The organism is Streptomyces sp. NPDC003327 (assembly GCF_053589515.1).
The window spans coordinates 154,054-178,044 of the sequence record NZ_JBSFSA010000007.1; the positions used below are offsets into that span (position 1 = coordinate 154,054).

General features: G+C 73.6%; 17 protein-coding genes. 12 read left to right on the forward strand and 5 right to left on the reverse strand.

Annotated elements, in window-relative coordinates; genetic code table 11:
- Nucleotides 1-9: 9 nt before the first annotated feature.
- Nucleotides 10-489, reverse strand: a complete 480-nt coding sequence (locus ACWDVG_RS09235) for a MarR family winged helix-turn-helix transcriptional regulator (RefSeq protein WP_451697697.1) — start codon at nt 487-489, stop codon at nt 10-12.
- A gap of 149 nt (nt 490-638) precedes the next feature.
- Between ACWDVG_RS09235 and ACWDVG_RS09240 the strand changes: the two genes are divergently transcribed.
- A complete protein-coding gene (locus tag ACWDVG_RS09240) occupies nt 639-2,489 on the forward strand; it encodes an ABC transporter ATP-binding protein (RefSeq protein ID WP_451697699.1) in 1,851 nt (616 codons plus the stop codon).
- A gap of 174 nt (nt 2,490-2,663) precedes the next feature.
- Here ACWDVG_RS09240 and ACWDVG_RS09245 read toward each other — a convergent pair whose 3' ends face one another.
- Entirely contained in the window at nt 2,664-3,848 is a 1,185-nt protein-coding gene (locus tag ACWDVG_RS09245; protein ID WP_451697701.1) for an NAD(P)-binding domain-containing protein, read from the reverse strand.
- Between the two features lie 98 nt (nt 3,849-3,946).
- Here ACWDVG_RS09245 and ACWDVG_RS09250 point away from each other — a divergent pair, with 98 nt between their 5' ends.
- Nucleotides 3,947-4,378: a secondary thiamine-phosphate synthase enzyme YjbQ gene (locus tag ACWDVG_RS09250; RefSeq protein WP_451697703.1), complete on the forward strand. Its 432-nt coding sequence runs from the start codon at nt 3,947-3,949 to the stop codon at nt 4,376-4,378.
- 25 nt (nt 4,379-4,403) lie between these two features.
- Here ACWDVG_RS09250 and ACWDVG_RS09255 read toward each other — a convergent pair whose 3' ends face one another.
- Together ACWDVG_RS09255 and ACWDVG_RS09260 are read right to left on the reverse strand one after the other, a co-directional pair.
- Entirely contained in the window at nt 4,404-5,591 is a 1,188-nt protein-coding gene (locus tag ACWDVG_RS09255) for a PucR family transcriptional regulator (protein WP_451697705.1), read from the reverse strand.
- A gap of 84 nt (nt 5,592-5,675) precedes the next feature.
- The gene (locus tag ACWDVG_RS09260) at nt 5,676-5,858 is read right to left on the reverse strand and encodes a hypothetical protein (RefSeq protein ID WP_451697707.1); all 183 of its coding nucleotides are present in this window, start codon (nt 5,856-5,858) and stop codon (nt 5,676-5,678) included.
- Between the two features lie 240 nt (nt 5,859-6,098).
- Here ACWDVG_RS09260 and ACWDVG_RS09265 point away from each other — a divergent pair, with 240 nt between their 5' ends.
- The 10 genes from ACWDVG_RS09265 to ACWDVG_RS09310 all read left to right on the forward strand — a co-directional run bounded on the left by ACWDVG_RS09265 (nt 6,099) and on the right by ACWDVG_RS09310 (nt 22,318).
- A complete protein-coding gene (locus tag ACWDVG_RS09265; RefSeq protein ID WP_451697709.1) occupies nt 6,099-7,055 on the forward strand; it encodes a DUF3068 domain-containing protein in 957 nt (318 codons plus the stop codon).
- A gap of 362 nt (nt 7,056-7,417) precedes the next feature.
- Nucleotides 7,418-8,644, forward strand: coding sequence for a glycosyltransferase family 4 protein (locus tag ACWDVG_RS09270; RefSeq protein ID WP_451697711.1), 1,227 nt, complete (start codon nt 7,418-7,420; stop codon nt 8,642-8,644).
- Nucleotides 8,637-9,386 (forward strand): class I SAM-dependent methyltransferase, encoded by a 750-nt coding sequence (locus ACWDVG_RS09275; protein WP_451697713.1) that lies wholly within the window; start codon nt 8,637-8,639, stop codon nt 9,384-9,386. Before ACWDVG_RS09270 ends, ACWDVG_RS09275 begins: the two co-directional genes overlap by 8 nt.
- Before the next feature lie 22 nt (nt 9,387-9,408).
- Nucleotides 9,409-13,713 carry an alpha-(1->3)-arabinofuranosyltransferase domain-containing protein gene (locus ACWDVG_RS09280; RefSeq protein ID WP_451697714.1) on the forward strand — a complete coding sequence of 1,435 codons (4,305 nt, stop codon included), beginning with the start codon at nt 9,409-9,411 and terminating at the stop codon, nt 13,711-13,713.
- A gap of 104 nt (nt 13,714-13,817) precedes the next feature.
- Nucleotides 13,818-15,266, forward strand: coding sequence for a condensation protein (locus ACWDVG_RS09285; RefSeq protein WP_451697716.1), 1,449 nt, complete (start codon nt 13,818-13,820; stop codon nt 15,264-15,266).
- Nucleotides 15,263-16,057, forward strand: coding sequence for a class I SAM-dependent methyltransferase (locus ACWDVG_RS09290; protein WP_451697718.1), 795 nt, complete (start codon nt 15,263-15,265; stop codon nt 16,055-16,057). Before ACWDVG_RS09285 ends, ACWDVG_RS09290 begins: the two co-directional genes overlap by 4 nt.
- A 3-nt stretch (nt 16,058-16,060) precedes the next feature.
- Nucleotides 16,061-16,966: a DMT family transporter gene (locus tag ACWDVG_RS09295; protein ID WP_451697719.1), complete on the forward strand. Its 906-nt coding sequence runs from the start codon at nt 16,061-16,063 to the stop codon at nt 16,964-16,966.
- A complete protein-coding gene (locus ACWDVG_RS09300) occupies nt 16,963-17,199 on the forward strand; it encodes a Trm112 family protein (RefSeq protein ID WP_451697721.1) in 237 nt (78 codons plus the stop codon). Before ACWDVG_RS09295 ends, ACWDVG_RS09300 begins: the two co-directional genes overlap by 4 nt.
- Before the next feature lie 123 nt (nt 17,200-17,322).
- Nucleotides 17,323-20,946 carry an RICIN domain-containing protein gene (locus ACWDVG_RS09305; RefSeq protein WP_451697723.1) on the forward strand — a complete coding sequence of 1,208 codons (3,624 nt, stop codon included), beginning with the start codon at nt 17,323-17,325 and terminating at the stop codon, nt 20,944-20,946.
- 139 nt (nt 20,947-21,085) lie between these two features.
- Entirely contained in the window at nt 21,086-22,318 is a 1,233-nt protein-coding gene (locus tag ACWDVG_RS09310) for an amidohydrolase (RefSeq protein WP_451697725.1), read from the forward strand.
- Nucleotides 22,319-22,373: 55 nt separating this feature from the next.
- Here ACWDVG_RS09310 and ACWDVG_RS09315 read toward each other — a convergent pair whose 3' ends face one another.
- Nucleotides 22,374-23,840, reverse strand: coding sequence for an aminotransferase class I/II-fold pyridoxal phosphate-dependent enzyme (locus ACWDVG_RS09315; RefSeq protein ID WP_451697727.1), 1,467 nt, complete (start codon nt 23,838-23,840; stop codon nt 22,374-22,376).
- Nucleotides 23,841-23,991 lie beyond the last annotated feature (151 nt).

Here is a 23,991-nt window from a genome sequence, read left to right on the forward strand (position 1 = left end):
GGAGCCGGGTCAGCAGCCGTCCGGGCCGGGGCCGGCCAGGGCGGTCAGCAGACCTCCGAGCACCTCGCGCTGATCGACGGTCAACGGATCAAGGATGTCCTCTGCGGCCGCCCGGCGCGCGCTGCGCAGCTCCCGCAGCGTGGCGCGGCCCGTGTCCGTGAGCTCGATCCGCACCACCCTGCGGTTGGCGGGATCGGGCACCCTGCGCACCCGCCCGCCCGCCTCCAGGCCGTCGACGAGGCTCGTCACCGCCCGCGGCACGACCTCCAGCCGGGCGGCGAGATCGGCCATCCTCGGCGGGGCGTCGCCGTAGTGCGCGACCGTGCGGAGCAGCCGAGACTGGGCCGGAGTGATGCCCAGCGGCTCCAGGTGGCGCTTCTGGATGCGGTGCAGGCGGCGGGTCAGCCGGAGCAGCTGCTCGGCGAGGAGCCCGTCGGCGTCCCCCCCGTCGGCTCGGACGGGAGCGGTCGGACGGTCGGAGGTGCTCATGCGGGAACAATATCAGGACCCCGTTCATTGTGAGTATAGGTAACAATGAACTAGGCTCTGCCGAGCCGCGATCAAGCCGCGGTCGAGCCGCGCGCCGCCGACCGTCGTCCGCCCGGGCGACCCGTCCGAGACGAAACCCGCAGGAGCCCATGCACCCCCACGACCAGTCCACCTGGACCCCTCCGCCCCGCGATCCGGCGCGGTCGAAGGAGCCCGCGCAGCTGCGGCGCATCCTCCGGCTGTTCCGCCCCTACCGCGGCCGCCTCGCGCTCGTCGGCCTCCTCGTGGGCGCCGCGTCGCTCGTCTCGGTCGCCTCGCCGTTCCTGCTCAAGGAGATCCTCGACACCGCCATACCGCAGGGCCGCACCGGGCTCCTCGGCCTGCTCGCCCTCGGCATGATCGCCACCGCCGTCCTGAACGGCGTCTTCGGGGTGCTCCAGACCCTCATCTCCACCACCGTCGGCCAGCGCGTCATGCACGACCTGCGCACCGGCGTCTACGAGCAGCTCCAGCGGATGCCGCTCGCCTTCTTCACCCGCACCCGCACCGGCGAGGTCCAGTCCCGCATCGCCAACGACATCGGCGGCATGCAGGCGACCGTGACCTCCACGGCCACCTCCCTCGTCTCGAACGTCACCGCGGTCGTCGCGACCGTCGTGGCCATGCTCGCCCTCGACTGGCGGCTCACCCTCGTCTCCCTGCTCCTGCTCCCCGTCTTCGTCTGGATCAGCCGGCGCGTCGGCCGCGAGCGGAAGCGGATCACCACCCAGCGCCAGAAGCAGATGGCCGCCATGGCCGCGACCGTCACCGAGTCCCTCTCGGTCAGCGGCATTCTGCTCGGCCGCACCATGGGCCGCGCCTCCTCGCTGACCAGCTCCTTCGCCGCGGAGTCCGAGCGCCTCGTCGACCTCGAGGTGCGCTCCTCCATGGCCGGACGGTGGCGCATGTCCGTCATCAGCATGGTCATGGGCGCGATGCCCGCCGTCCTCTACTGGGCCGCCGGCATCACCCTCCGGTCGGGCGGCGCGATATCGCTCGGCACCCTCGTCGCCTTCGTCACCCTCCAGCAGGGCATCTTCCGGCCCACCGTGAGCCTGCTCTCCACCGGAGTGCAGATACAGAGCTCCCTCGCGCTCTTCCAGCGCATCTTCGAGTACCTCGACCTGCCGGTCGACATCACGGAACCCGCCGAGCCCGTCCGGCTCGACCGGATCCGCGGCGAGGTCGCCTTCGAGAAGGTCTCCTTCCGGTACGACCCCGAGGGCGCCGGCCGGCCCACCCTCGACGACGTCGACGTAACCGTCCCCGCGGGCGGCAGCCTGGCCGTCGTCGGCCCCACCGGCTCCGGCAAGTCCACGCTCAGCTACCTCGTGCCCCGGCTGTACGACGTGACCGACGGCCGCGTCACCCTCGACGGCGTCGACGTGCGGGACCTCGACTTCGACACCCTCGCCCGCGCGATCGGCGTGGTCTCCCAGGAGACCTACCTCTTCCACGCCTCCGTCGCCGACAACCTGCGCTTCGCCAAGCCGGACGCCACCGACGAGGAGATCGAGGCCGCCGCGCGCGCCGCCCAGATCCACGACCACATCGCCTCGCTGCCCGACGGCTACGACACCCTCGTGGGGGAGCGCGGCTACCGCTTCTCCGGCGGCGAGAAGCAGCGCCTCGCCATCGCGCGCACCATCCTGCGCGACCCGCCGGTGCTCATCCTGGACGAGGCGACCAGCGCCCTCGACACCCGGACCGAGCAGGCCGTGCAGGAGGCCATCGACGCCCTGTCGGCCGGCCGCACCACGATCACCATCGCCCACCGGCTCTCCACCGTCCGGGACGCGGACGAGATCGTCGTCCTGGAGGCCGGGCGGATCGTCGAGCGCGGCACGCACGAGCAGCTGCTCGACCAGGACGGGCGGTACGCCGCCCTGGTGCGGAGGGACGCCCGTACCTCCGGAGGCGAACAGGCGAACGTGGGAGCGGTTGTTCCCACGAACGTGTGATCGCACGGCGAATCGTTGCCGGTCTCCCGTACGGCGTCGGATGATGACGGTGCGCAAGCGACGGGCTGCAGACCGTGATTGCGCTGTCCCACTGATGTACCTGCACGAGGAGAAGTTCCACCATGAACGTCATCACCCAGCTGCTCGCCGGTGTCGCCCACTTCCTGGGCTGGCTCATCTGACGATCGCAGTGCCCGGCGCCGCCGGCCTCCCGTCCCAGGAGGCCGGCGGCGCCGCCGCGTGTCCGGAGGCGACCGACGGCACGGGCGTCGACCCGGCGAGCAGGCGACGGATTTCGGTCACGGCCGCGCGGCCGGCCCGGTTGGCGCCGACGGTCGACGCCGAGGGCCCGTAGCCGACCAGGTGGACGCGCGGGTCGCGCACCGCGCGGGTGCCCTCCACCCGGATGCCGCCGCCCGGTTCGCGCAGCCGCAGCGGCGCGAGGTGGTCGATCGCGGCCCGGAAGCCCGTCGCCCACAGGATCACGTCGGCGTCGACCGTCCGGCCGTCCGCCCAGGCCACCCCGGTCGGCGTGATCCGGTCGAACATCGGCAGCCGGTCGAGGACGCCACTGGCCCGGGCGGCCCGGATCGCGTCGTTCAGGGGGAGCCCCGTCACCGAGACGACGCTCTGCGGCGGCAGACCCCGCCGTACCCGCTCCTCCACCAGCGCGACGGCCGCGCGGCCCTCCGCCTCGCCGAACGACCCCTCGCGGTACACGGGCTCCCGCCGGGTCACCCAGGTGGTGGCGGCGGCGACCTCGGCGATCTCCATCAGGTGCTGCGTCCCCGACGCCCCGCCGCCGACGACGACCACCCGCTTCCCCGCGAACGCCCCGGGCCCCGGATAGTCCGCGGTGTGCAGCTGGCGCCCGCGGAAGGTCTCCTGGCCGCGGTAACGGGGCCAGAACGGCCGGTCCCAGGTGCCGGTGGCGTTGATCAGGGCGCGCGCCGCGTACACCCCCTCGGAGGTCTCGACCCGGAGCCGCCCGCCCTCCCCCTCCCGTACGGCGGTGACGTCGACCGGACGGTGCACCCGGAGGCCGAAGGTCTCCTCGTACGCGTCGAAGTAGGCGCCGATCACCTCGGAGGACGGACGCGCGGCATCGGCGCCGGTCAGCTCCATGCCGGGCAGCGCGTGCATGCCGTGCACCTTGCCGTACGTGAGCGAGGGCCAGCGGAACTGCCAGGCCCCGCCCGGCCGGGGAGCGTGGTCGAGCACGACGACGTCGCGGTCGGGCTCCATCCCGACCCGTCGCAGATGGAAGGCGGCCGAAAGCCCCGCCTGCCCGGCGCCGATCACGACGACGTCCACGGCGACCGCGTCACCCTGTGCCTCTTCGACCACGAAATCGTTCACGCTTCTACCAACTGGGCGGGGGCCGGGGATCTTCCCGGGACCCCGTCGTACGCCCCGCCCGGGCGGCGCTCCGCCCCGCGCGGCGGCAGGATGACCTCATGTCGCAGACCTTCACCACCAGGCTCCTCACCCTCACCACCGGCGCCCGCGAGTCGGTCACCGACCTGACCCGCAGCTGCGAGACCTTCCTCGCGGAGGTGGCCGCCGGCCGGGACGGCCTCCTCAACCTCTTCGTCCCGCACGCCACCGCCGGCCTCGCCGTCCTGGAGACCGGCTCGGGCAGCGACGACGACCTCCTGACGACCCTCCACCACCTCCTCCCGGCCGACGACCGCTGGCAGCACCGCCACGGCTCCCCGGGCCACGGCCGCGACCACGTCCTCCCCGCCTTCCTCCCGCCCCACGCGACCCTCCCGGTCATCGACGGCCGCCTGGCCCTCGGCACCTGGCAGTCCGTCTGCCTGGTGGACACGAACAAGGACAACCCGGAACGGCAGGTGCGGCTGTCGTTCCTCGGGGCCGGACACTAGGAGGGAGCCGCGGGCGGGACCCCGGTCAGTCGGGCGGCGGGACGAGATCGCCGCGCAGACGCCGGGTGCGCAGCACCAGTTCCAGCTCGAAGCGGCGGTCCGGGTCGTCCAGGTCGTCGCCCCACAACTCGCGGAGCTGCCGCAGCCGGTAGCGCACGGTCTGCGGGTGGACTCCGAGCCGGGCGGCGACCTCCGGGGCGCCTCCCCGCGTCTCCAGCCAGGCCAGCAGGGTCTCGGCGAGACGGTGGGCGTGCGCCGGGCCGCCGGACTCGTCCAGCTGCGCCAGCCTCCGCCGCGCCAGGTCGTCGATCAACTCGCCCGCCGGCAGCAGCACCAGGGCCTCGACGTGCTCGCCGCAGTGCAGGAGCCGCCCGCGCGGCAGCAGGCCCCGCTCGATCATCCCGACGGCGGCCTCGGCCCACCGCAGCGACGTGGCGGCCTCCGCCACGGGAACCGACGGGCCGATCGCGCCGGACCAGCCGGCGACCGCCCGGTGCAGCAACTCCGCCCGCCCGGGGGCGTCCGGGTCCGGTACGACCAGGCGCGGCCGGTCACCCTCCATGTCGAACAGCACCTCGTCGCCCACGGCGGGGGCGACGGCTTCCGCGGCAGGGCGAAGCAACACGGCCACCGCCGCCTTCTCGGGCAGGTGCCAGCCCACGTCGGCCGCGCGGTCGGCCAGGGCCGCGGACGGGTCCGAGCGGTGCTCGGAGAGCAGCAGGTCGACGAGGAGCCGCTGCAGGCGCAGCCGCTCCCCGGCCCGGCGGGCTACGGCCTCGGCGTAGCCGCGTACCGACTGGGCCACCATCACGTCGAGATATTCGAACGCGGAGTCGGCGAGCTCGTACATGGCCGAGGACGGAATGTCGACCTGCTGGCCGATCTCCGCCATGCGACGCCAGGACAGGCGCACGCCCAACCGGTAGATCCCCTGCAGGGAGTCCAGGCTGCGCCCGTGCGCGACCTCACCGCGCCCGAAGTCGCGGAACACCTCGGGGATGGCACCCGGCCGGACCGAGCCCGTGGTCATCTGCTCGACGAAGAGCTCCAGCGCGTGCCGGATGGCCACCAGGGCCTTCGGCTCCCCGGACTCGTCCTCGATGAACTCCAGGCCCGGATGCTCCCGCCGGATCTCCGTGAGGATGTCCTGCGCGAGCTCGGGGACCTGCTCGAGCGCCCGGTCGGCGAACTGCTGGATCCGTTCTCGTGGCACGTCGCGCCATGCTGACGAGGCTTCCACACCACCGCTCCTGGATGTCCGGTCTTCGTGAGCTCGGTCGGGCGGCACGGGCACAAACTAGCCCGCGCCGGGGCCGGGTGCGGCGGAAGGCGCGTGGACGGGCGGGTCGGGGAATGTGACGAGCGGCACGTTCGGCTGCTCGGGCGTGGCGTCGAGCACGGCGACGATTCCGAAGGCGGCGCCGGTGGCCAGAACGGCGGCGGCGACACAGGTCAGGAGGGCGGCGAGCAGTCTGGACATGAGGATGATCGGCCTCTCAGTCGACGAGGTCTGTCACCCAGCGCGCCGGCCCGGTCCGGCGCGGTCAGTATGCGAGGTGCATTGACAGGTGGTCAAGCGCCACCTAGCTTCGCCGTTCACGGCAGTGTTACCACCGGGTAAGTCGCCCCTCGCCCCGGTCGACCCGTGATCCGTGCGCGCGGCCCGCCCCGCACACCACCCTGAACTCCTCGCATCTCGCGTCCGTATCGGAGTACCCGTATGCGTCGTTCGACATCGCCCTTGTCCCTGGTCCTGCTGGGTGCCGGCGTCTTTCTGCTGGTGCTCGCCCCCCTGCTCGCGTGGTACGTGGAGCCGCGCGCGAAACGCACACCCACCGACACCGATTCCACGACGGTCTTCGAAGGGCGGGGCAGCTACTTCGACACCGGGTCCGTGGCCACGGTGGACGACCAGACGATCACGGTCACCCGCCGGGTGCTCGGGGACGTCGCCGGCAGCGAGCGCAGCGGAAGTGCCATCTGGGACGTGTCGACCCAGATCGACACGCCGAAGACGCTGCCGCTGGCCGATCCGCGGAAGTCCTTGCAGTGGACCACCGAACGCTGGGTGACCGATCGCCGGACGAACCTTCCGGTTCACTGCTGCGAGGAGAAGCCCGCGTTCGAGGGCGAGGCGTACCTGAAGTTCCCGTTCGACGTCGAGAAGCGCACCTACACCTGGTGGGACAGCAGTCTGGGTGCCGCCGTGCCGCTGGAGTTCGACGAGGTCACCCGCGTCAACGGCCAGCGGGGCTACCGCTTCGTCGGCGCCGTCGAGGCCACCAGGACGGGCACCCGTCTGGTGCCCGGCGTGCTGGTCGGCAGTGCGCGCCCGGGGCAGGTGGCGGCCGAGGAGTGGTACTCCAACGCGAGGATCGCCCTGACCGTGGAGCCCAGGACCGGACGGATCATGAACGCGCTGATCGCACCGACGAAGACGCTGCGGGCCCCGGGCTCGCAGAAGGACGCGGTCACCCTGCTCTCCAGCGAGCGGCTGGAGTTCACCGAGGCGACCCGGCGCGAGCAGGTGAAGCTGGCCTCCAAGGACAGTGGTCGGCTGGAGCTGCTCGGCGAGACCGCGCCCCTCCTGGGCGGGATCGGGGGCGGACTGCTGGCCGCCGTCGGCACCGTCCTGCTGGTGCGGGGCCGCCGAGTGCCGCACCACTCATCGGAGTGATGAAAAGCCGCCTCATGAGGGACTCGAAATTGTCACCCACGTGAGTAGCCGGAACGAATCGATGTAAGAACACTTGCGTTACCGCTGAGTAAGGCCAGTGTTTCCGGTGGAACGGCGCTCATCCAGGGCCTCCCGCCGTCCTGGTGCCGACAGGACACCCGCACGTCCGGGTCAGGCACCGCAGCACTCACAGCACCGCAGCAGCACAGCTTCGCTGCAATCGCAGCAGGCACATCAAGCGCAGCACCCGCAACACCCGCACCCCCCGTACGCGCACACCGAGTCGGCCCAGCGCTTCATCCCCGGAAGCCCGGCAACCCCCGCCCGTCTGCCTCCCGCAGCCCCCGAGTTGGAGCACCCCTATGCCCCAGCGCGCGTCCGCCCCGGCCCTCGGCCGGCAGGACTCCCCGTCCGTCCCCGCTCGACCCCTCGGCGGCGGCCCCGTCGCCGGCTCGCCCCTCGGCGACCCGCAGGCCGCGTCCGGCCAGGCGCTCCTGCCGCGCCGGATCACCTTCCTCGCCCGCCGTGACGTGGCCAACCGGGCCGCCGGCGGCTCGGAACTGCTCATCGACCGGATAGCCGGCGGTCTGACCGCCGCGGGCCACGACGTCACCCTCGTGTGCGGCGGCCCGGCCGCCGCACGCGACTACCGGGTGGTCTCCGCGGGAGGCGACGCAGGTCACTTCCTGCGGGCCAGGTCGACCTTCGCCCGCGAGGTCGGCGACTGCGACCTGCTGGTCGAGGTGTGCAACGGCATGCCGTACCTGACGCCGCTGTGGCACCGCGGACCCACGGTGTGCCTGGTCAACCACGTGCACACGGACCTGTGGCAGATGCGTTACCCCGGCCCGGCGGCCCGGCTCGGACGCAGGCTGGAGCACTGGGCGCTGGCCGGCACCCACCGCGCCAACCTGATGGTGGCCGTCTCGGAGTCGACCGCCTCCGAGCTGCGCGCCATCGGCGTGGCCGCGGACCGCATCCGGATCGTCAACAACGGGGTCGAGGACCCCGGCCCGCCGCTGCCCGAGGCCGAGGAACCGCTGTTCCTGGCCGTCGGCCGGCTGGTCGAGTACAAGCGCATCGACCTGCTCCTCCGACTGTGGGAGCGGGTCCGCCCCGTCACCGGTGGCCGGCTCGTCATCGTGGGCGACGGCCCCGAACGGTCGCGCCTCGAAGCCATGGCCGGCCCGGCCGTGACGTTCGCGGGCCGGGTGTCGGAGGCCGAGAAGCACCGGCTGATGTGCGAGGCCTGGCTCCTGCTGCACCCCTCGCTCGTCGAGGGATGGGGGCTGGTCGTCACCGAGGCGGCGGCCCGCGCCACCCCCGCGATCGGGTTCGACATACCGGGCCTCTGCGACTCCGTCGAGGACGGGGAGACCGGGGTGCTGGCCCGGGGCGAGAGCGCGTTCGCCGCCGCGTGGTGCGCCCTGTCCCTCAGTACCGAACGGCGCGCGGCCATGGGACGGGCCGCCGAGGAGCGCGCCAAGCGCTTCCGGTGGAGTGCCACGGTCCGTCAGTTCCAGGCGGTCGCCGCCGAGGCCGCGGCCCGCGCCGCCGCCCCCGGACGCGACAGGAGCGGCCATGGCTGAGACCACCGAACGCGGATTCAAGGATCCGTCGCTGCGGAGGTCGGCCGCCCTCTTCCGGGCGTTCATGCGCGAACCCAGCGATCCCGAACGGTGCTACACCCTCCTGGCCCGCGACTCGGTGGAGCAGGTGGCGCGCCACGTCGACCTCACCGGCAAGATCGTCGTCGACGTCGGCGGCGGCAGCGGCCACTTCACCGAGGAGTTCCGCCGCCGCGGTGCGCAGTGCTACCTCTTCGAGCCCGACCTGCGGGAGCTGAGCGCCCGCGGCCCGGTCACCGAGGACGCGGTGCTCGCCGACGGATACCTGCTGCCGCTCGCCGACGGCGCCGCGGACGTGTGCTTCTCGTCCAACGTGCTGGAGCACGTGGCGGACCCGCAGACGTTCATCAGCGAGATGGCGCGGGTCACCCGCCCCGGCGGACTGATCTACCTGTCCTTCACCAACTGGCTGTCCCCCTGGGGAGGCCACGAGACCGCGCCGTGGCACTACCTCGGAGCCGACCGGGCCCGCCAACGCTACGAACGGCGCACCGGCCGCCCGGCCAAGCACACGCTCGGCGAGAACCTCTTCCCCGTCCACATCGGGCCCACCCTTCGGCACGTCCGCGGCCGGGGCGACGTGCAGGTCGTCACGGCGCGCTCCCGTTACTGGCCGTTCCTCGCGAGCACGATCACCCGGGTCCCGGGACTCCGCGAGATCGCCACCTGGAATCTGCTGCTGATTCTCAGGCGAAGCCCATGAGCATGCGAAGCGAGGAACGGTCATGACCTCTACGGTCCAGGCGCCCACCCGGGCGCCGCACCCCGGCTCGAAGCCGTCGCAGAACGCCGGCGAGCCGCGGGGACGACGCCTGCTGTTCGGCTTCTGGGCCGCCGTGCTGGTGTCGTTCCTCGCGGTGTCCCCGGGGAGGATGACGTTCGAGACCAAGCTCGGCGTCGCCCTCGACCCCTGGCGCTTCATCGGTGACCTCGGGTCGCTGTGGAACGGCAACGTGGGCCTCGGCGGCATAGCCAACCAGTACGTCGGTTACGCCTTCCCGGCCCTGCCCTACTACGCGCTGACGGACCTGCTGCACGTACCGGTGTGGCTGGCCGAACGGCTCTGGCTGTCGGTCGTCGTGACCGCCGCCTTCTGGGGCGCGCTCCGGCTCGCCGAACGGCTGCGGGTGGGCACGCCGGCGTCCCGCGTCGTCGGTGCGGTCGCGTACGCGCTGTGGCCCACCTTCACGATCGTCGTCGGATCGACCTCCGCCGCCGCGCTGCCCGGCGCCCTGCTGCCCTGGGTGCTGCTGCCGCTGACCGACGCGGCGCGCGGCCCCCGGACGGCCGCGGCACGTTCGGCCCTGCTGATTCCCTTCATGGGCGGCGTGAACGCGGCCTCGACGCTCGCGGCGCTGCTGCCCGTGGGTCTCTACCTGCTCAGCCGTCCGCCCGGCCGGCGTCGGCGGGCGCTGCTGGGCTGGTGGATCCCGGGCGTCGTGCTGGCCACCGTGTGGTGGGTGGTGCCGCTGCTCCTGCTCGGCCGGTACGGCGAGAACTTCATGCCGTACGTGGAGCAGGCCGACACCACCACCGCCACCATGTCCGCGACCGAGCTGCTGCGCGGCGCGGGGAACTGGGTGGCCTATCTGAACTTCGGTGAGGCGTGGCTGCCGGCCGGCTGGACCGTCGTGACCTCCGTCGTGACCGTGCTGGGTTCGGCGTTCGCCGCCGCGCTGGGGCTGGCGGGCCTGGCCCGGCGGGACCTCCCCGAGCGCCGCTGGCTGGTGCTGACCGTTCTGGCCGTCGTCCTGATCACGCTCGCCGGGTACGGCGGAGCGTTCGGCGGCCCGTTCCACGGCGTCGTCCAGGACTGGTTGAACGGGGCGCTGAAGCCGTTCCGCAACATCTACAAGTTCCAGCCGGGGCTGGCCCTCGCGCTCGCGCTCGGACTGGCCCATCTGACCGCCGTGCTGTCCCGGCACAGGGGTTCCCGCGCACTCCGCGGCCGCCGCTGGGCGCCCGTGGCCGTGGCGGCGCTGGTCGTGCCCGGTCTGGCGCTGCCGTACGTCAACGGCTCGATCCTGCAGCCCGGGGCGTTCACCAAGCTGCCCACCCACTGGGAGAAGGCCGCCGCGTGGCTCAAGGACAACGCCCCGGACAGCCGGGCACTGGTCGTCCCGGCGACGGCGCACGGCATCTACACCTGGGGATCCCCGATCGACCAGCCGTTCGACGTCCTGGCCGACACCCCCTGGGCCCAGCGTGACTTCGTCCCCTTCGGCACACCCGGAGCGCGCCGGATGACGGACGCCGTCGAGCAGGCGCTGCTGTCGGGCACCGAGGTACCCGGTCTCCGGGCCTACCTCGCCCGCGCCGGCGTGCACGAGGTGGTCGTCCGCAACGACCTCGACCCGGACCAGATCGGATACGTCCCTCCGCAGACGGTGAAGCGAACCCTGGAGTCGTCCGGCTACCGCAAGATCACCGGGTTCGGCCCGCTGGTGACCGGCGGACGCATCGCCGCCGACACCCCGCTCCAGGTACAGGGGCTGTTCCCGCGGCTCCAGGCCGTGGAGATCTACCAGCCGCTGGGCCGCGACGCGAGGCCGGGCCGGGTCGGTGTGTCGGCCGTGGCCGACACGGCCGTGGTCAGCGGCGGCCCCGAGTCGCTGCTCCAGCTGTCCGCCGACCCCTCGCTGGCCGAGCGGCCGGCCGTCCTGGCCGGGGACCGTCTGCCCCGGGGCGTCGTCCCGCCGGTGAAGGCGGTCGCCGACGGGCTGCGTCGCGCCGACACCCGCTTCGGCCTGGTCAACAACAACACCTCGTACACGTACACCGCGGACGAGCGCAATCACCCCGGCAGCCTGCAGAACCCGGGCGAGCGGCCGCATCAGATCCTGCCGTCGGAGGGCGCCGAGCACCAGACGACGGCGGTGCTGCGCGGCGCCGCGGCCGTGACGGCCTCCAGCAGCGGCAACTGGCTGTTCCACCAGCCCCAGTACGACCCGGTGAACGCGTTCGACGGCAATCCGGACACCGTGTGGACCGAGGGCACCCCCGGTGAGCCCGTCGGACAGTGGCTCAAGGTGGACTTCTCCGCGCCGACCGACATCCCGGCCTCCCTCCAGGTGACGCCCCTGCCGGGCGACGCCCTGCGCGCGGCGCCCACGCGGGTGCGGATCGAGACCGACCGCGGTGCGGCCGACAGCCCCCTGCAGACGAACGGCCGGCCGCAGTCCGTCAAGGCCCCCTCCGGCAGGGCCTCCTGGATGAAGATCACCATCGTCGCCGCGCAGCAGGCGCGCCCGGGCCTCTCGGGCGCCGGGTTCTCCGAGGTGTCGATCCCGGACGTGCAGGTGACGCGCATGCTCGTGCTGCCCGCCGACGCGGAGCGCACCGAGGCGGAGACGACCGTGTACTCGCTCCACCGCGGCACCGACGCGGGCGGACTGTCGCCCGCGTCGGTGGAGGTGGGACTCCACCGGATGTTCCGCACCCGGGCAGCGGGCGAGTACGAGGTGTCGGCGCGAGCCGTCGCCGTGCCCGGCACGGCCCTGGACGCACTGCTCGACCGTGCGGCTCCCGGATCGAGGAACCGGGTGACGGCCACGGCGGACTCCGTGAGCCGCAACGGCGCGTCCCTCGGCGCCCGGAACCTGGTCGACGGCGACCTGACCACCTCCTGGATCGCGGGCGACCGGCCCGTCGTCCATCTGGCCTGGCCCGGGAAGCGGCCGGTCGACGAGATCGTCCTCGCAGCGGCGGGCGGGGTGTCCACCCGGCCCGAGCAGGTGATGATCAGCTCCCCGCACGGCGCCGCCGTGGCCGATGTCGACGAGAACGGACGGGTCCGCTTCCCGGCGATCACGACCGACCGGCTCGACATCACCATCAGCAGGGTCGCCCCGCTCACCGTCCACAATCCGGTGGCGAACGGGCCCTTGCAACTGCCGGTCGGGCTGAGCGAGGTGCACGTCCCCGCACTGGCCGACCTGCGGGTGCCGAGGCCCAAGCCGTCCGCGCGCTTCTCCCTGCCGTGCGGCGAGGGCCCGGACCTCGCGGTGGGCGGCGTCCTGCACAAGACGAAGGCCTCCGGACTCGTCGGAGACCTCACCGAACGACGTCCCGTCACCGTCACCCTCTGCGCGGGGGAGGAGAAGGACGGAACCCTGGAACTCCCGTCCGGCGAGCACGAGGTGGAGGCGGGTGACGCGGGCCCGCTGGCGATCACCGACGTCACGCTGACCCGGGGCACCGCGGAGAAGCCGGCGGGGGCGGCGGGGCGCGAGGCCACCGTCACCCGGTGGAGCGAGGACAGCCGGACCGTCTCGGTGTCGCCCGGCTCCGGCGAAGCCACGTACCTGCGGACCTACGAGAACGCCAACGACGGCTGGAAGGCCACCCTGGGCGGCACGGAGCTGGAGTCGGTGCGCCTCGACGGCTGGCAGCAGGCCTGGGTGATCCCGGCCGGGGCGTCCGGCACGGTGACCATGGAGTTCGAGCCCTCCGGGCCGTACCGGGCGGCCCTGATCGGCGGTGCGTGCGCGCTCGTCGCGCTGGTCGCCCTCGCCTTCGTGGGCCGTCGGCGCGGCGACGGCATGACCGAAGAGGAGCGCTCCGAACCGTCGCCCCCGGGCCTGCTGCTCGGAACGCTGGTGCTGACCGCGGTCGTCGCGGTGGCGGCGGGGCCGCTGGCCCTGGTCGTGCCCGCACTCGCCGTGGCGGCCCGGTTCCGGCCGGCGGTGCTGGTCCCGACCGCGGCGGCGGCGATGGCCGGGGCCGGCCTGGTCGCCGCCGTCGGCGCCGGTGAGCCGGTCGCCGCGGGGGAGGGCGCGTTCAGCGGCTTCGCGCAGGTGCTCGCGCTGGTGGCCCTGTCCGCGGCGCTGGTGACGCCGGTACGGCCGACGGCCGAGGCCGCCGAGCGCGGGTCCGGTGCCGGGCAGGAGCCCGGCGACGGTCGCCCGGACGGCGACGCGTCGGGCACTGCGGAAGCCGGACCGGTGGTCACGGCCAGACCCCGGTCCGCCGCCGGCGGGGACCGGCCGGCGCCGCCCCTCCGGCGGCCCGAAGGCGGTGGCCCCTCGTGACCGCCCCCGGGAACGCCCGCGGGGGGAGCGCTCCGGGGGCGGGGGCCGGGAGGACGCCGGCTCCTCCCTCCGAGGCCCGGATCCCCTTTCCGACCGCCGACGAGGTGTCGCGACACTGCCTCAGCGACGACGAACCGGAGAGCGTGCACATCGAGGTCCATCTGCCCGGACGGCTGGACCCGGAGAGGCTGCGGGCGGCGTTCCGGCGGGCATTGCTGGCGCACCCCCGGGTGCTGACGCGGGAAGTGCCCGGCCGACGGATCCGGCGCTCCTTCGCCTGGGAACTGACCGGCGAACCGGACGTCGACCCCGTGAGCCTCGCGGGGCGCGGCGCGGCCGCGTTGGCCGGTGCCCGGGCCCGCGCGCTGGACGCGTGCCCGCCGCTCACCCTGTCACCGCCGATGCGCCTGGAGATCGTCGAGGTGGACGGGGCGTCGGCCGCGACGGAGTCGTCCTCGGCGGCCGGCCCGGCTGACCCGACGAGGACCGTGCTGCTGCTGACGACGCATCACACGGCCCTCGACGCCCCGTCGGGCCTGCGCGTGCTCGCCACGACCGCCGAGGAGTACGCAGGTGGGGCGGCGCTCCCGGTGGACGGGCGGGTCCGGCCCGCCCGTTCGGGTCCGGCCGCGAGCGGAACCGGCCGGACCGTGCGCACCCGTCCCGTACGCGTCGCGCCGGACTCCCGCCCCGAGTCGGTTCGCGCCCGCGCCGTGGGCAACGGCATGCTCCAGGTGGACCTGCCCGTACCGCCGCGGCGGGCGGCGCCGCACGCGGACCTGCCGCCCTGGACCGTCAACGACCGGCTCCTGGTCGCCGCGTCCCTGACGGTCGGCCGCTGGAACGCCGAGCGAGGCCGGCCGACCGGGCCGGTACGGATCACGATGCCCGTCGACGACCGGCCCCGCGGCCGCGAGATGCCGATGGGCAACGGAACCCGGCTCGTCGAGGTGGCCATGACCCCCGACGACCCCCGCGACACGGACCTGCTGCTCGGGGAGCGGCCGGACCCGGCGGCCGTGGCCCGGCTGCTGCGCACCACCGCGCGGCGCACCCGCGCCCTGAAGGCGTCCCACGGCGCCCCCCTGGGTGCCGGGGCGAGTCTGCTGACCGCACCGCTGCTCCCGGTCGGCGTCCGGGGCGTGCTCACCCGTGGCGCACGGCGGGCGGCGGCGCCCTGGACGTCGACGGCACTGGTCACCAACATCGGACGGGTGCCGTACGCGCTGGACTTCGGCGACGGCGGCCGGGCGACGGCCGTGTGGTTCTCCGCACCGGCGCGGATGCCGCGCGGGCTGGGCGTCGCGGCCGCCTCCACCGGCGGTCGCCTGCACGTGACGCTGCGCTGGTCGCGGGCGCTGCTCGACGACGAGGCCGGTGCCCGCCTGGCGGGCCTGTTCGAGGAGTCGCTGGCCGCGACGGGCGTCGAGGCGCCCGCGGACCGGGAACGCACCTCGGGCCGGGACGGGACGCAGCCCCGCGGCACACCGCACACGGACCCGACACCGGCGGGAGCCCGCTCCACCGAGGACAACCACAAGAGGCCGTCATGACACGCTCCGCCCATGGCTCCGCGGCACCCGGGACGTCGCCCGACGCGGCGGTCACGTCGTCGAACGGGCCGGTCCCCGGGCTGCGGGACTTCTACGAGAACCCCGCCGTCCCCGTCGCCTCCGGGGAAGCCCGCACCCTGCGCCAGGCGCGGATGCTGGCCGACGCGCTCGGCCCCGTCGGGCCCGGCTCCCCGGCCGCGACCGTCCTCGACGTGGGCTGCGGGGACGGCTCGGCCGGTGCGACCGCCGCCCGCGTCCTGGACGGGCACCGCGTCGTCGGGATCGACTGGTCGCAGGACGCGCTGCGCCGGGCGGCACCGCGCCTGAGCCAGGTCGTCCGCGGCGAACTGACCGGCAGCGGACTGCCGTTCGCCTCCGGCAGCGCCGACGCCGTGCTGTTCAGCGAGGTCGTCGAGCACCTCGTCGACCCCGACAGCGCCCTCGACGAACTCCGCAGGGTCCTGCGGCCCGGCGGGCATCTGATGCTCTCGACGCCGAACCTCGGTGCCTGGTACAACCGCGCCCTGCTGCTCGCGGGGGTCCAGCCGGTGTTCTCGGAGGTGAGCCTGCGTCGCATCCACGGCAGACCGGGCAAGGAGGTGGTGGGCCATCTGAGGCTGTACACGGCACGCGCGCTGCGCGAGTTCGTGACCGCGTCCGGTTTCGAGGTGGTGGCGGTCGCCGGTGCTCCGTTCCACGGAGTGCCGCGCCCCCTGCGTCCGCTGGACCGGCTGGCCTGCGGGCTGCCGTCCCTCGCCTCCATCCTCCTCGTGCATGCGAGAAAGGCCTAGCCCGTGGTGTGGGGTGTGGCCGCCGCGCTGGTGGCGAACGTCCTGTACAGCACCGGCTTCGTCCTGGAGAAGCGGGCGCTGGCCGGCATGCCGCCGCTCAGCGCCGCCCGCCCGGGCCGGGCCGTCGTCCTGCTGCTCTCCAGACCGTTGTGGATCTGCGGGGCCGTGGCGCTGGGCCTGGGGTTCGCCGCGCAGCTGGCCGTCTACCGCACCCTGCCCATCGCCGCCGCGCAGGGCCTGTTCCTCTCCGGTCTCGTGCTCCTCCTGGTGCTCTCGTCGGTGGTGCTCGGTGAGCGCCCCTCCGGCCGGGAGCGGCGGGCCGTGGCCGTCATCGGCCTGGCGCTCGTGATGGTGGTGGGCTCGCTGTACGGGACCCGGGAGGAGATCAGCCGCAGCGCGCCCACGGGCGTCCTGCTGGCCCTGTGCGTGCCGTCCCTCGCGGCCGGGCTCGCGCTCTACTCGGCGGCGGAGCGGCGGGCGCGCAGGCGCCATCGGCAGCCGACCACAGGTGTGGCGTACGCGGTCGCGGTCGGTCTCATCTACGGTGTCAGCTCCCTCGCCATCAAGGGCGTGTCCGGCCGGCTGGACACCTCGGACCTGCTCGGCTCCGTCCCCGCCCTGCTCGCCTCCCCCTACCCGTACCTCCTGCTGCTGACGGGGGTCACCGGCCTCGTGCTGTCGCAGACCGCGCTCCAGCGCTGCCGGGCCTCCCTGATCGTCCCGGTGTGCTCGACGGTGGCCTGTGTGTTCGCCATCGTGAGCGGGACGATCGCGTTCGACGAGCCGCTGCCCGACGACGCGCCGCGGCTGTTGCTGCGGCTCGGCGGCACCGTCCTCGCCCTCACCGTTCTGCTCACCATGCCGCGACACGACGCGGATCCCCCCACTCCCGAAGGAAACCGCCCATGAATCCCGACAGCCCGCTGCTGCGGATCCTCGCCTGCCCCCTCGACAAGGGGCCGCTGATCCTCGACAAGAACGGCGGTGCCCTCTACAACCCGCGCCTGCGCCGCCGGTATCCGATCGTCGACGGCATTCCGCAGCTGCTTCCCTCCTCGGGAGTGCCCGCCGTCGAGGAGGAGACCGCCGTCGAGCGAGCGGGGCGCTTGACGGAAGACCGCGCGCCCGGAGCCGTAGGATGACCGCTACTGCTCAGTAGGGCGACGTATCGAGCAGAAAACCTCAGCACGCGTGTTGACCTGTGCATGCTCCGCGGGCTTGGATGCGCTGCGTACGCATCACGCCCACTCCTCAGGAGCGTGCCCATGAACCCACGTCGAACGAGGCTCCGCGTCTCGGTCCTCGCCTCGATCCTGCTCGCGATGACGTCCACGACAGCCGGTGCCGCCGTCCCGGCGAGCGACGCGGCGGACGTCGGCGGTCGGCTCGGTGACGTCACCGGCTTCGCGGCCGACGGCGACGTCTACACCGTCTCCTCGGGGCAGGCGAAACTGCGCATCAGCTTCCAGGACGACGACCTGTTCCGGGTCCACCTGGCACCGGACGGACGCTTCACCGACCCCGCCAACGACGACCCGTCGGATCCGGCGGCCCCCGACGCGGACATCGTCGTCAAACGCGACTACGACGGCGCGGGCTCGACGCACACCGAGCGCGCCGACGCCTACGTCATCCGCACCGACGAGGCGACGCTGACCGTTTCCAAGGCGCCCCTCACCCTGACGCTGGCCGACGAGGACGGCACGGAGCTGTGGCGCGAGAGCGCGCCGCTCTCCTGGTCCGGCGAGGGCGCCGTTCAGTCGCTGGCCCGGGGCGCCCAGGAGCAGTTCTTCGGCGGCGGCATGCAGAACGGCCGGTTCAGCCACCGCGACCGGACGATCGAGATCGACCGTGACTACAACTGGAACGAGGGCGGCAACCCGAACGCCGTCCCGTTCTACGTCTCCAGCCGCGGCTACGGAGTGCTCCGCAACACCTTCGCCCCCGGCGCGTACGACTTCCGCTCCCCGGTGCGCACCACCCACAAGGAGCAGCGGTTCGACGCGTACTACTTCGTCGGCGACGCCAGGCAGGTCATCGACGGCTACACCGAACTGACCGGCCGTCCCGCCATGATGCCGATGTACGCGCTCGAGGTCGGTGACGCCGACTGCTACCTGCACAACCGCAACCGTGGCGAACGCAGGACGCTCCGGGACGCCACGACCATCGCGGACGGCTACGCCGAGCACGGCATGCCGCTCGGCTGGATGCTCGTCAACGACGGGTACGGCTGCGGCTACGAGGACCTCGCGAAGACGGCCGGCATGCTCCACGGGCACGGCGGCGAACTCGGCCTGTGGACCGAGTCGGACCTGACGGAGCAGGAGGCCGAGGTCGGCGCGGGCGTACGCGTCCGCAAGACCGACGTCGCCTGGGTCGGTCCGGGCTACCGCTTCGCACTCGACGCCTGCGAGAAGTCGCGGAGCGGCATCGAGCGGCACAGCGACGACCGCGCCACGGTCATGACCATCGAAGGCTGGGCGGGCACCCAGCGGTGCGGCGCGATGTGGAGCGGTGACCAGGCCGGCAGCTGGGACTACATCCGCTGGCAGATCCCCACCTACGCCGGCTCCACCATGTCCGGCCAGCACATGACCACCGGGGACATCGACGGCATCTTCGGCGGCAGCGCCGAGACGTACGTCCGCGACCTCCAGTGGAAGATGCTGCTGCCGATGACGTACTCGATGAGCGGCTGGGCGTCGAGCGACAAGCAGCCCTGGCGGTACGGCGCGCCCTACACCGCGATCAACAAGAAGTACCTGATGCTCCACGAGCGGCTGCTGCCCTACTTCTACACCCACGCCGCGAACGCCTCCGCGAACGGCGTCGGCCCCACCCGCCCGCTGTACCTCAACTACCCGGACGATCCGGCGACGTGGGGTGACAAGGCGACGTACCAGTTCCTCGCCGGTGACGACTTCCTGGTCGCCCCCGTGTACGAGGACAGCACGGTGCGGAACGACATCTACCTGCCCGAGGGGCGCTGGGTCGACTACTGGACCGGGCGCGTGTACGAGGGCGAGCAGACCCTCCAGGGCTACCACGCCCCCCTGGACACCCTGCCGCTGTTCGTCCGGGCCGGCGCCGTCGTGCCGATGTTCCCCGAGGGCACCACGGACTGGAAGCAGGGCAAGGACGCCGGCCGGCTCGACCTGGACGTCTACCCCGAGGGAACGTCGTCCTTCACCCTCTACGAGGACGACGGCCGCACCCGCGCCCACGCCGGGGGCGCCTCGGCGACCCAGACGATCGACGTGAACGCACCCGCCGCCCGCCGCTCCGGCACCGTCGACATCACCGTCGGCGCGCTCGAAGGACGCTACGCGGGCAAGCCCGCCGAGCGGCGGTACGGTCTGACCGTGCACACCGACGACGTACCCTCCGTCGTGCGGGTGGAGGGCGGGAACCTGGCCAGGGCGGCGACGGCGGCGCAGCTCGAAGCCGCCGGGACCGGCTGGTTCTACGACGCGGCGACCGGCGTCGTCCACGTGAGGACCGCCACGACGCCCACCACGTCGGCGCTGAGGATCCAGCTCGTCGGGACGACCGCGGTCGGCGGGCGGCACCCCGACGACCGGGACGTCCGACTCACCGCGGAAGCCCCGCTGATCGTCGCGAGCGGCGAACCGATGCGGGTGACGACCTCGTTCACGAACAGCACCGCCAAGCCCGTCGACGTGACCGCCTCCGCCCTGACGGCCCCCGAAGGCTGGACCGTGGAGGCCGAGGGCCCGACCACCGCCAGGGTGGAGACCGGCACCACCTACACCGCACGCTTCACCGTGACGGCTCCCGACACCGCGGAACCGGGCACGTTCGAGCTGGGTGCCACCACGTCCTACGCCACCCGCAACGCGTCCTGGACCGTCCGCTCCCAGGCGGCCACCACCCTCGCGTACGCCTCCGTCGCGGCGGCCGCGGACAACGTCGGGGTCACCGCCGAGGACGGGCCGCAGACCGGGAACATCGACGGCGGCGGCTCCAGCTTCATCGCCGAACGACTGGCGGCGGCCGGGGTCGCGCCGGGCGCCACGGTGCGGGCCAACGGGTTCACCTTCACCTGGCCCGACGCCGCGCCGGGCACGGCCGACAACGCCACGGGCAGGGGGCAGACCATCAAGGTCACCGGAACGGAGAAGGGCAACGCCCTCGCCTTCCTCGGCACGGGCACGAGCGGCGCCGCGGGCGGCAAGGCCCTCGTGCACTACACCGACGGTTCCACGGCCGAGGTGACGGTGGGCTTCCCCAACTGGTGCTGCCTGGCGACGGACACCTACGGCGCGAGCACCGCCGTCACCACCCGGGGCAAGAACACACCGACCGGCCCCGCCTACCCCACCGTCTCCTACCGCCTCTACACGAAGACCGTCGCGATCGACCCGGCCCGCCAGGTGGCCGCGGTCACCCTGCCGAACAACGGAACCGTCCACGTCTTCGCGATGAGCGTCGGCCACGAGGAGATCGTCCCCCCGCCCCTCCCCGACGGCCAGTACGCCCTCGCCCACAGCACCGAGAGCGGGCCCCTGCTCCAGGCGCCCGGTGACACCAACGCGGGCCGGCTCACCGTCGGCGCCCCCTCCGCCTCGCCCGCCCAGAAGTGGAACGTCACCCGCAACGACGACGGCTCCTACCGGCTCAAGAACGCCGGCAGCGGCCTGTGCGCCGACGTGGCGGGCAGCTCCACGGCCGACGGGGCCCCGGTGGTCCAGTACACCTGCGGCAGCACCGAGAACCAGAAGTGGACGGTGACCAACGAATCCGGGTCGCTGACGCTCAGGGCCAAGCACAGCGGCCTGTCCCTGGCGGCCACTCCCGAGGGCCTCGTCGTCCAGGCGACCACCTCGCCGACCCGCGCCCAGCGCTGGCGCCCGAAGGCCGCCTGACCCCCGCCCTCACCGCCCGCGTGGGCCCCCCGCCGCCGTCCGGCGACCGGGGGGCCCACGCGGCCGCAGGTGTCGAACCCGTCCGGGGTGGAAGACGCGGAGAGTCAGGCAAGGCAGGCCCCGATGCGAGGAGGCCCCCGTGTCACCGTCCCTGGAGTTCCCCTACGCCCGGATCCGGCGGCAGGTGGAAGCCCGCGCCGACCGCTTGTGGGAGGTGAGCCTCGCCCTGCACCGCGAGCCCGAGACCGCCTACGAGGAGCACCGGGCGGCCCGGCTGCTGAGCCGGGAGCTGGAGCGCGAGGGCTTCCGCGTACGGACGGGGGTGGCCGGCATGCCGACCGCCTTCGTCGCCGAGACCGGGGCGGGGCCCCGCCCCGGCGAGCGGGCCTCGGAACGCCCCCGGCCGCGGGTCGCCCTGCTCATGGAGTACGACGCGCTGCCGGGGCTCGGGCACGCCTGCGGGCACAACCTGATCGCCTCCGCCGGCCTCGGCGCCGCGCTCGCCGTGCGGGCCGCGCTCGGCGAGTCCGTCGGCACCCTGCTGGCCGTCGGGACGCCCGCGGAGGAGCGCGGCGGCGGCAAGGTGGCCATGGTGGAGGCGGGCGTCTTCGACGGGGTCGACGCGGCCCTGATGTTCCACCCGGGCGTGTACGACTGGGCCCGGGCGCCGCTGACCGCCAGCGCCCAGGTGCGGATCGGGTTCCACGGGCGGGCCGCCCACCCCACCGGCAACCCGACCCAGGGCATCGACGCCCTCGGGGCGCTCGTCCAGCTCTTCAACACCCTCGGCGTCCTGGCCCGGCGGCTGCCGTCCGGCTCCCACGTCCAGGGCATCGTCTCGGAGGGCGGCGAGGCGACCAACATCGTCCCCGCCTACGCGGAGGGCCTCTTCGGGCTGCGCGGCGCGACCACCACCGCCCTCGAGGAGCTGGTGGAGGAGGTGCGTTCGTGCGCCGAGGGGGTCGCCCTCGCCACCCGCACCAGGGCGGAGGTGACGGACGTCGGCGGCCGCTACGAGCACTTCCGCGACAACGACGTGCTGTCGGACCTCTTCGCCGGGCACCTCGCGCGCACCGGCATCCGGCTCACCGACCCGACCCCCGGGATCTACCTGGGCTCCTCGGACATCGGCAACGTGAGCACCCGCGTCCCGGCCGTCCACCCCTTCGTGGCCATCATGGGAGCCGACGGCCCTGACGGCTCCGACCACACGCCCCGCTTCGCCGAGGCGGCCGCCGGGCCCCGCGCCCGCCTCGTGATGCTGAGCGCCGCGGAGGCGCTCGCCTGCACGGCCGCCGACGTCCTCCTCGGCGCGGGCGTGGCGGAGCGCGCCTGGGACTGCCACCAGCGGAAGGCCGAAGCGGGGCTGTGAGGGCCCCGCCACCGGGGCCGGGCCCGTCGGTCCCGGCCCCGGCTCCGGCGCCCGCTCAGTCCTCGACCGTGACGCGTACGGACGTGACCTCGGGGTCGGCGGCGTCCGGGACGACCATGCCCGCCTCGACGCCGCTGCGCAGGTAGTGCAGGACCGCGGAGTTCAGCCGCTCGCCCGGCAGCGCCGCCGGGATGCCCGGCGGGTAGGGCGTCAGCATCTCGGCGGTCACCCGGCCCACGGCCTTCTCCCACGGCACCTGCTCGACGCGCCCGAAGAAGGCGTCGCGCGGCAGCATCACCTGTTCCAGACGGAGCTCGGCCGGGTCCGGCACCTCCACCTCCGGCGCGCCCGCCAGCTCGCCGGCGTGCCGGGCGACGTCGTGCAGCGCGGCGACCAGGGCGTCGGCCGTGCCCGTGTCGTCCGCGTGGGTGAGCTGCGCGCTGGTGCGACGGTGGTCGGAGAGGTGCAGGTTGATCTTGTGGCGCTCCCGGATCCAGTCGGCGACGCGGTAGCCGGTCGTCCCGAGCCCGGTGATGTCGACGATGACCTGGAGGGGGTCGAGGTCGGCCGCGAGCCCCGGGCCGCAGAAGTCGTCCCGCCCGTGGACGTGCAGACCGTCGATCCCGTCCAGCCGCTCCCGTACCGTCTCCGCGAGGGCGAGCGCCTCGTCGTACAGGGCGTGCCCGTGCTGCACCATCTGCCGGCGCCAGCCGTCGAGGGCGGCGTACACGAGCGAGGACGGGCTCGTGGTCCCGAGCAGGTCCTCCCGGTTCTTGAGCACCTCCGGCTCGATCAGGTCGCCCTGGAGGTGGAAGACGGAGCCCTGCTCCAGGCCGGAGCCCATCTTGTGGACCGAGGTGACGCAGACGTCCGCGCCCGCGTCCATCGCCCAGGTGGGCAGCCCGGGATGGAACGGCAGGTGGGCTCCCCAGGCCTCGTCGACGATGAGCGGGACGCCGTGGTCGTGGCAGGTGCGGGCGATCGCGGCCAGGTCGGAGCAGGTGCCGTACGGCGTCGGCGTGGTGACCAGCGCTCCGCGCGCGTCGGGGTGCTCGGCGAACGCCGCGCGGAAGGCCTCGGCGGACGGGGGATGGGCGAGGTGCAGGCGCGCGTCCCACTGGGGGTCGACCCAGACGGGCACGATCCCGGCGAGCACGAGCCCGGACACCACCGACTTGTGGGCGTCCCGCCCCACCAGCAGCTTCTCGTGCGGACCCGCGACCGACAGCATGGCCGCCTTGACGGAGAGGGAGCTGCCGCAGGTCGAGAAGAAGGTGTGGTCCGCCCCGACGGCGTCGGCCATCAGGGCCTCGGCCTCGGCGAGCACCCCCTTCGAGGAGGTCCGGTCGTCCAGCCCGCTGACGGCCAGGACGTCCGACCGGAAGACGGCGTCGCCGAGGACCGCGCGCACGCGAGGATCGGCGCCGCGGCCCTGTTTGTGACCGGGCGGGGTGAAGGGTGTCTGCTTCTCGGCGTGGTACGCGATCAGCGCGTCCAGCACCGGTGCCTTGGAGTGGTCCATGACTCTGCGGGTTCCCCCGACGCGGACGGGAACACGCAGAACGGTCACGGTACGCGGCTCCCGCACGAGCGGTCGTCCGGACGGCACGCGAGGTCGGAGGCATGGTCAGCGCGAGGCGGGGCAGTCGGGGGGACACAGGGGAGCCGCCGCC

Bases quoted from the DNA above. Each gene is read 5' to 3' on its own strand.
- ACWDVG_RS09235 (WP_451697697.1), bottom strand. From the start codon at position 489: ATGAGCACCTCCGACCGTCCGACCGCTCCCGTCCGAGCCGACGGGGGG.
- ACWDVG_RS09240 (WP_451697699.1), top strand. From the start codon at position 639: ATGCACCCCCACGACCAGTCCACCTGGACCCCTCCGCCCCGCGATCCG.
- ACWDVG_RS09250 (WP_451697703.1), top strand. From the start codon at position 3,947: ATGTCGCAGACCTTCACCACCAGGCTCCTCACCCTCACCACCGGCGCC.
- ACWDVG_RS09260 (WP_451697707.1), bottom strand. From the start codon at position 5,858: ATGTCCAGACTGCTCGCCGCCCTCCTGACCTGTGTCGCCGCCGCCGTT.
- ACWDVG_RS09265 (WP_451697709.1), top strand. From the start codon at position 6,099: ATGCGTCGTTCGACATCGCCCTTGTCCCTGGTCCTGCTGGGTGCCGGC.
- ACWDVG_RS09270 (WP_451697711.1), top strand. From the start codon at position 7,418: ATGCCCCAGCGCGCGTCCGCCCCGGCCCTCGGCCGGCAGGACTCCCCG.
- ACWDVG_RS09275 (WP_451697713.1), top strand. From the start codon at position 8,637: ATGGCTGAGACCACCGAACGCGGATTCAAGGATCCGTCGCTGCGGAGG.
- ACWDVG_RS09280 (WP_451697714.1), top strand. From the start codon at position 9,409: ATGACCTCTACGGTCCAGGCGCCCACCCGGGCGCCGCACCCCGGCTCG.
- ACWDVG_RS09290 (WP_451697718.1), top strand. From the start codon at position 15,263: ATGACACGCTCCGCCCATGGCTCCGCGGCACCCGGGACGTCGCCCGAC.
- ACWDVG_RS09300 (WP_451697721.1), top strand. From the start codon at position 16,963: ATGAATCCCGACAGCCCGCTGCTGCGGATCCTCGCCTGCCCCCTCGAC.
- ACWDVG_RS09305 (WP_451697723.1), top strand. From the start codon at position 17,323: ATGAACCCACGTCGAACGAGGCTCCGCGTCTCGGTCCTCGCCTCGATC.
- ACWDVG_RS09315 (WP_451697727.1), bottom strand. From the start codon at position 23,840: ATGGACCACTCCAAGGCACCGGTGCTGGACGCGCTGATCGCGTACCAC.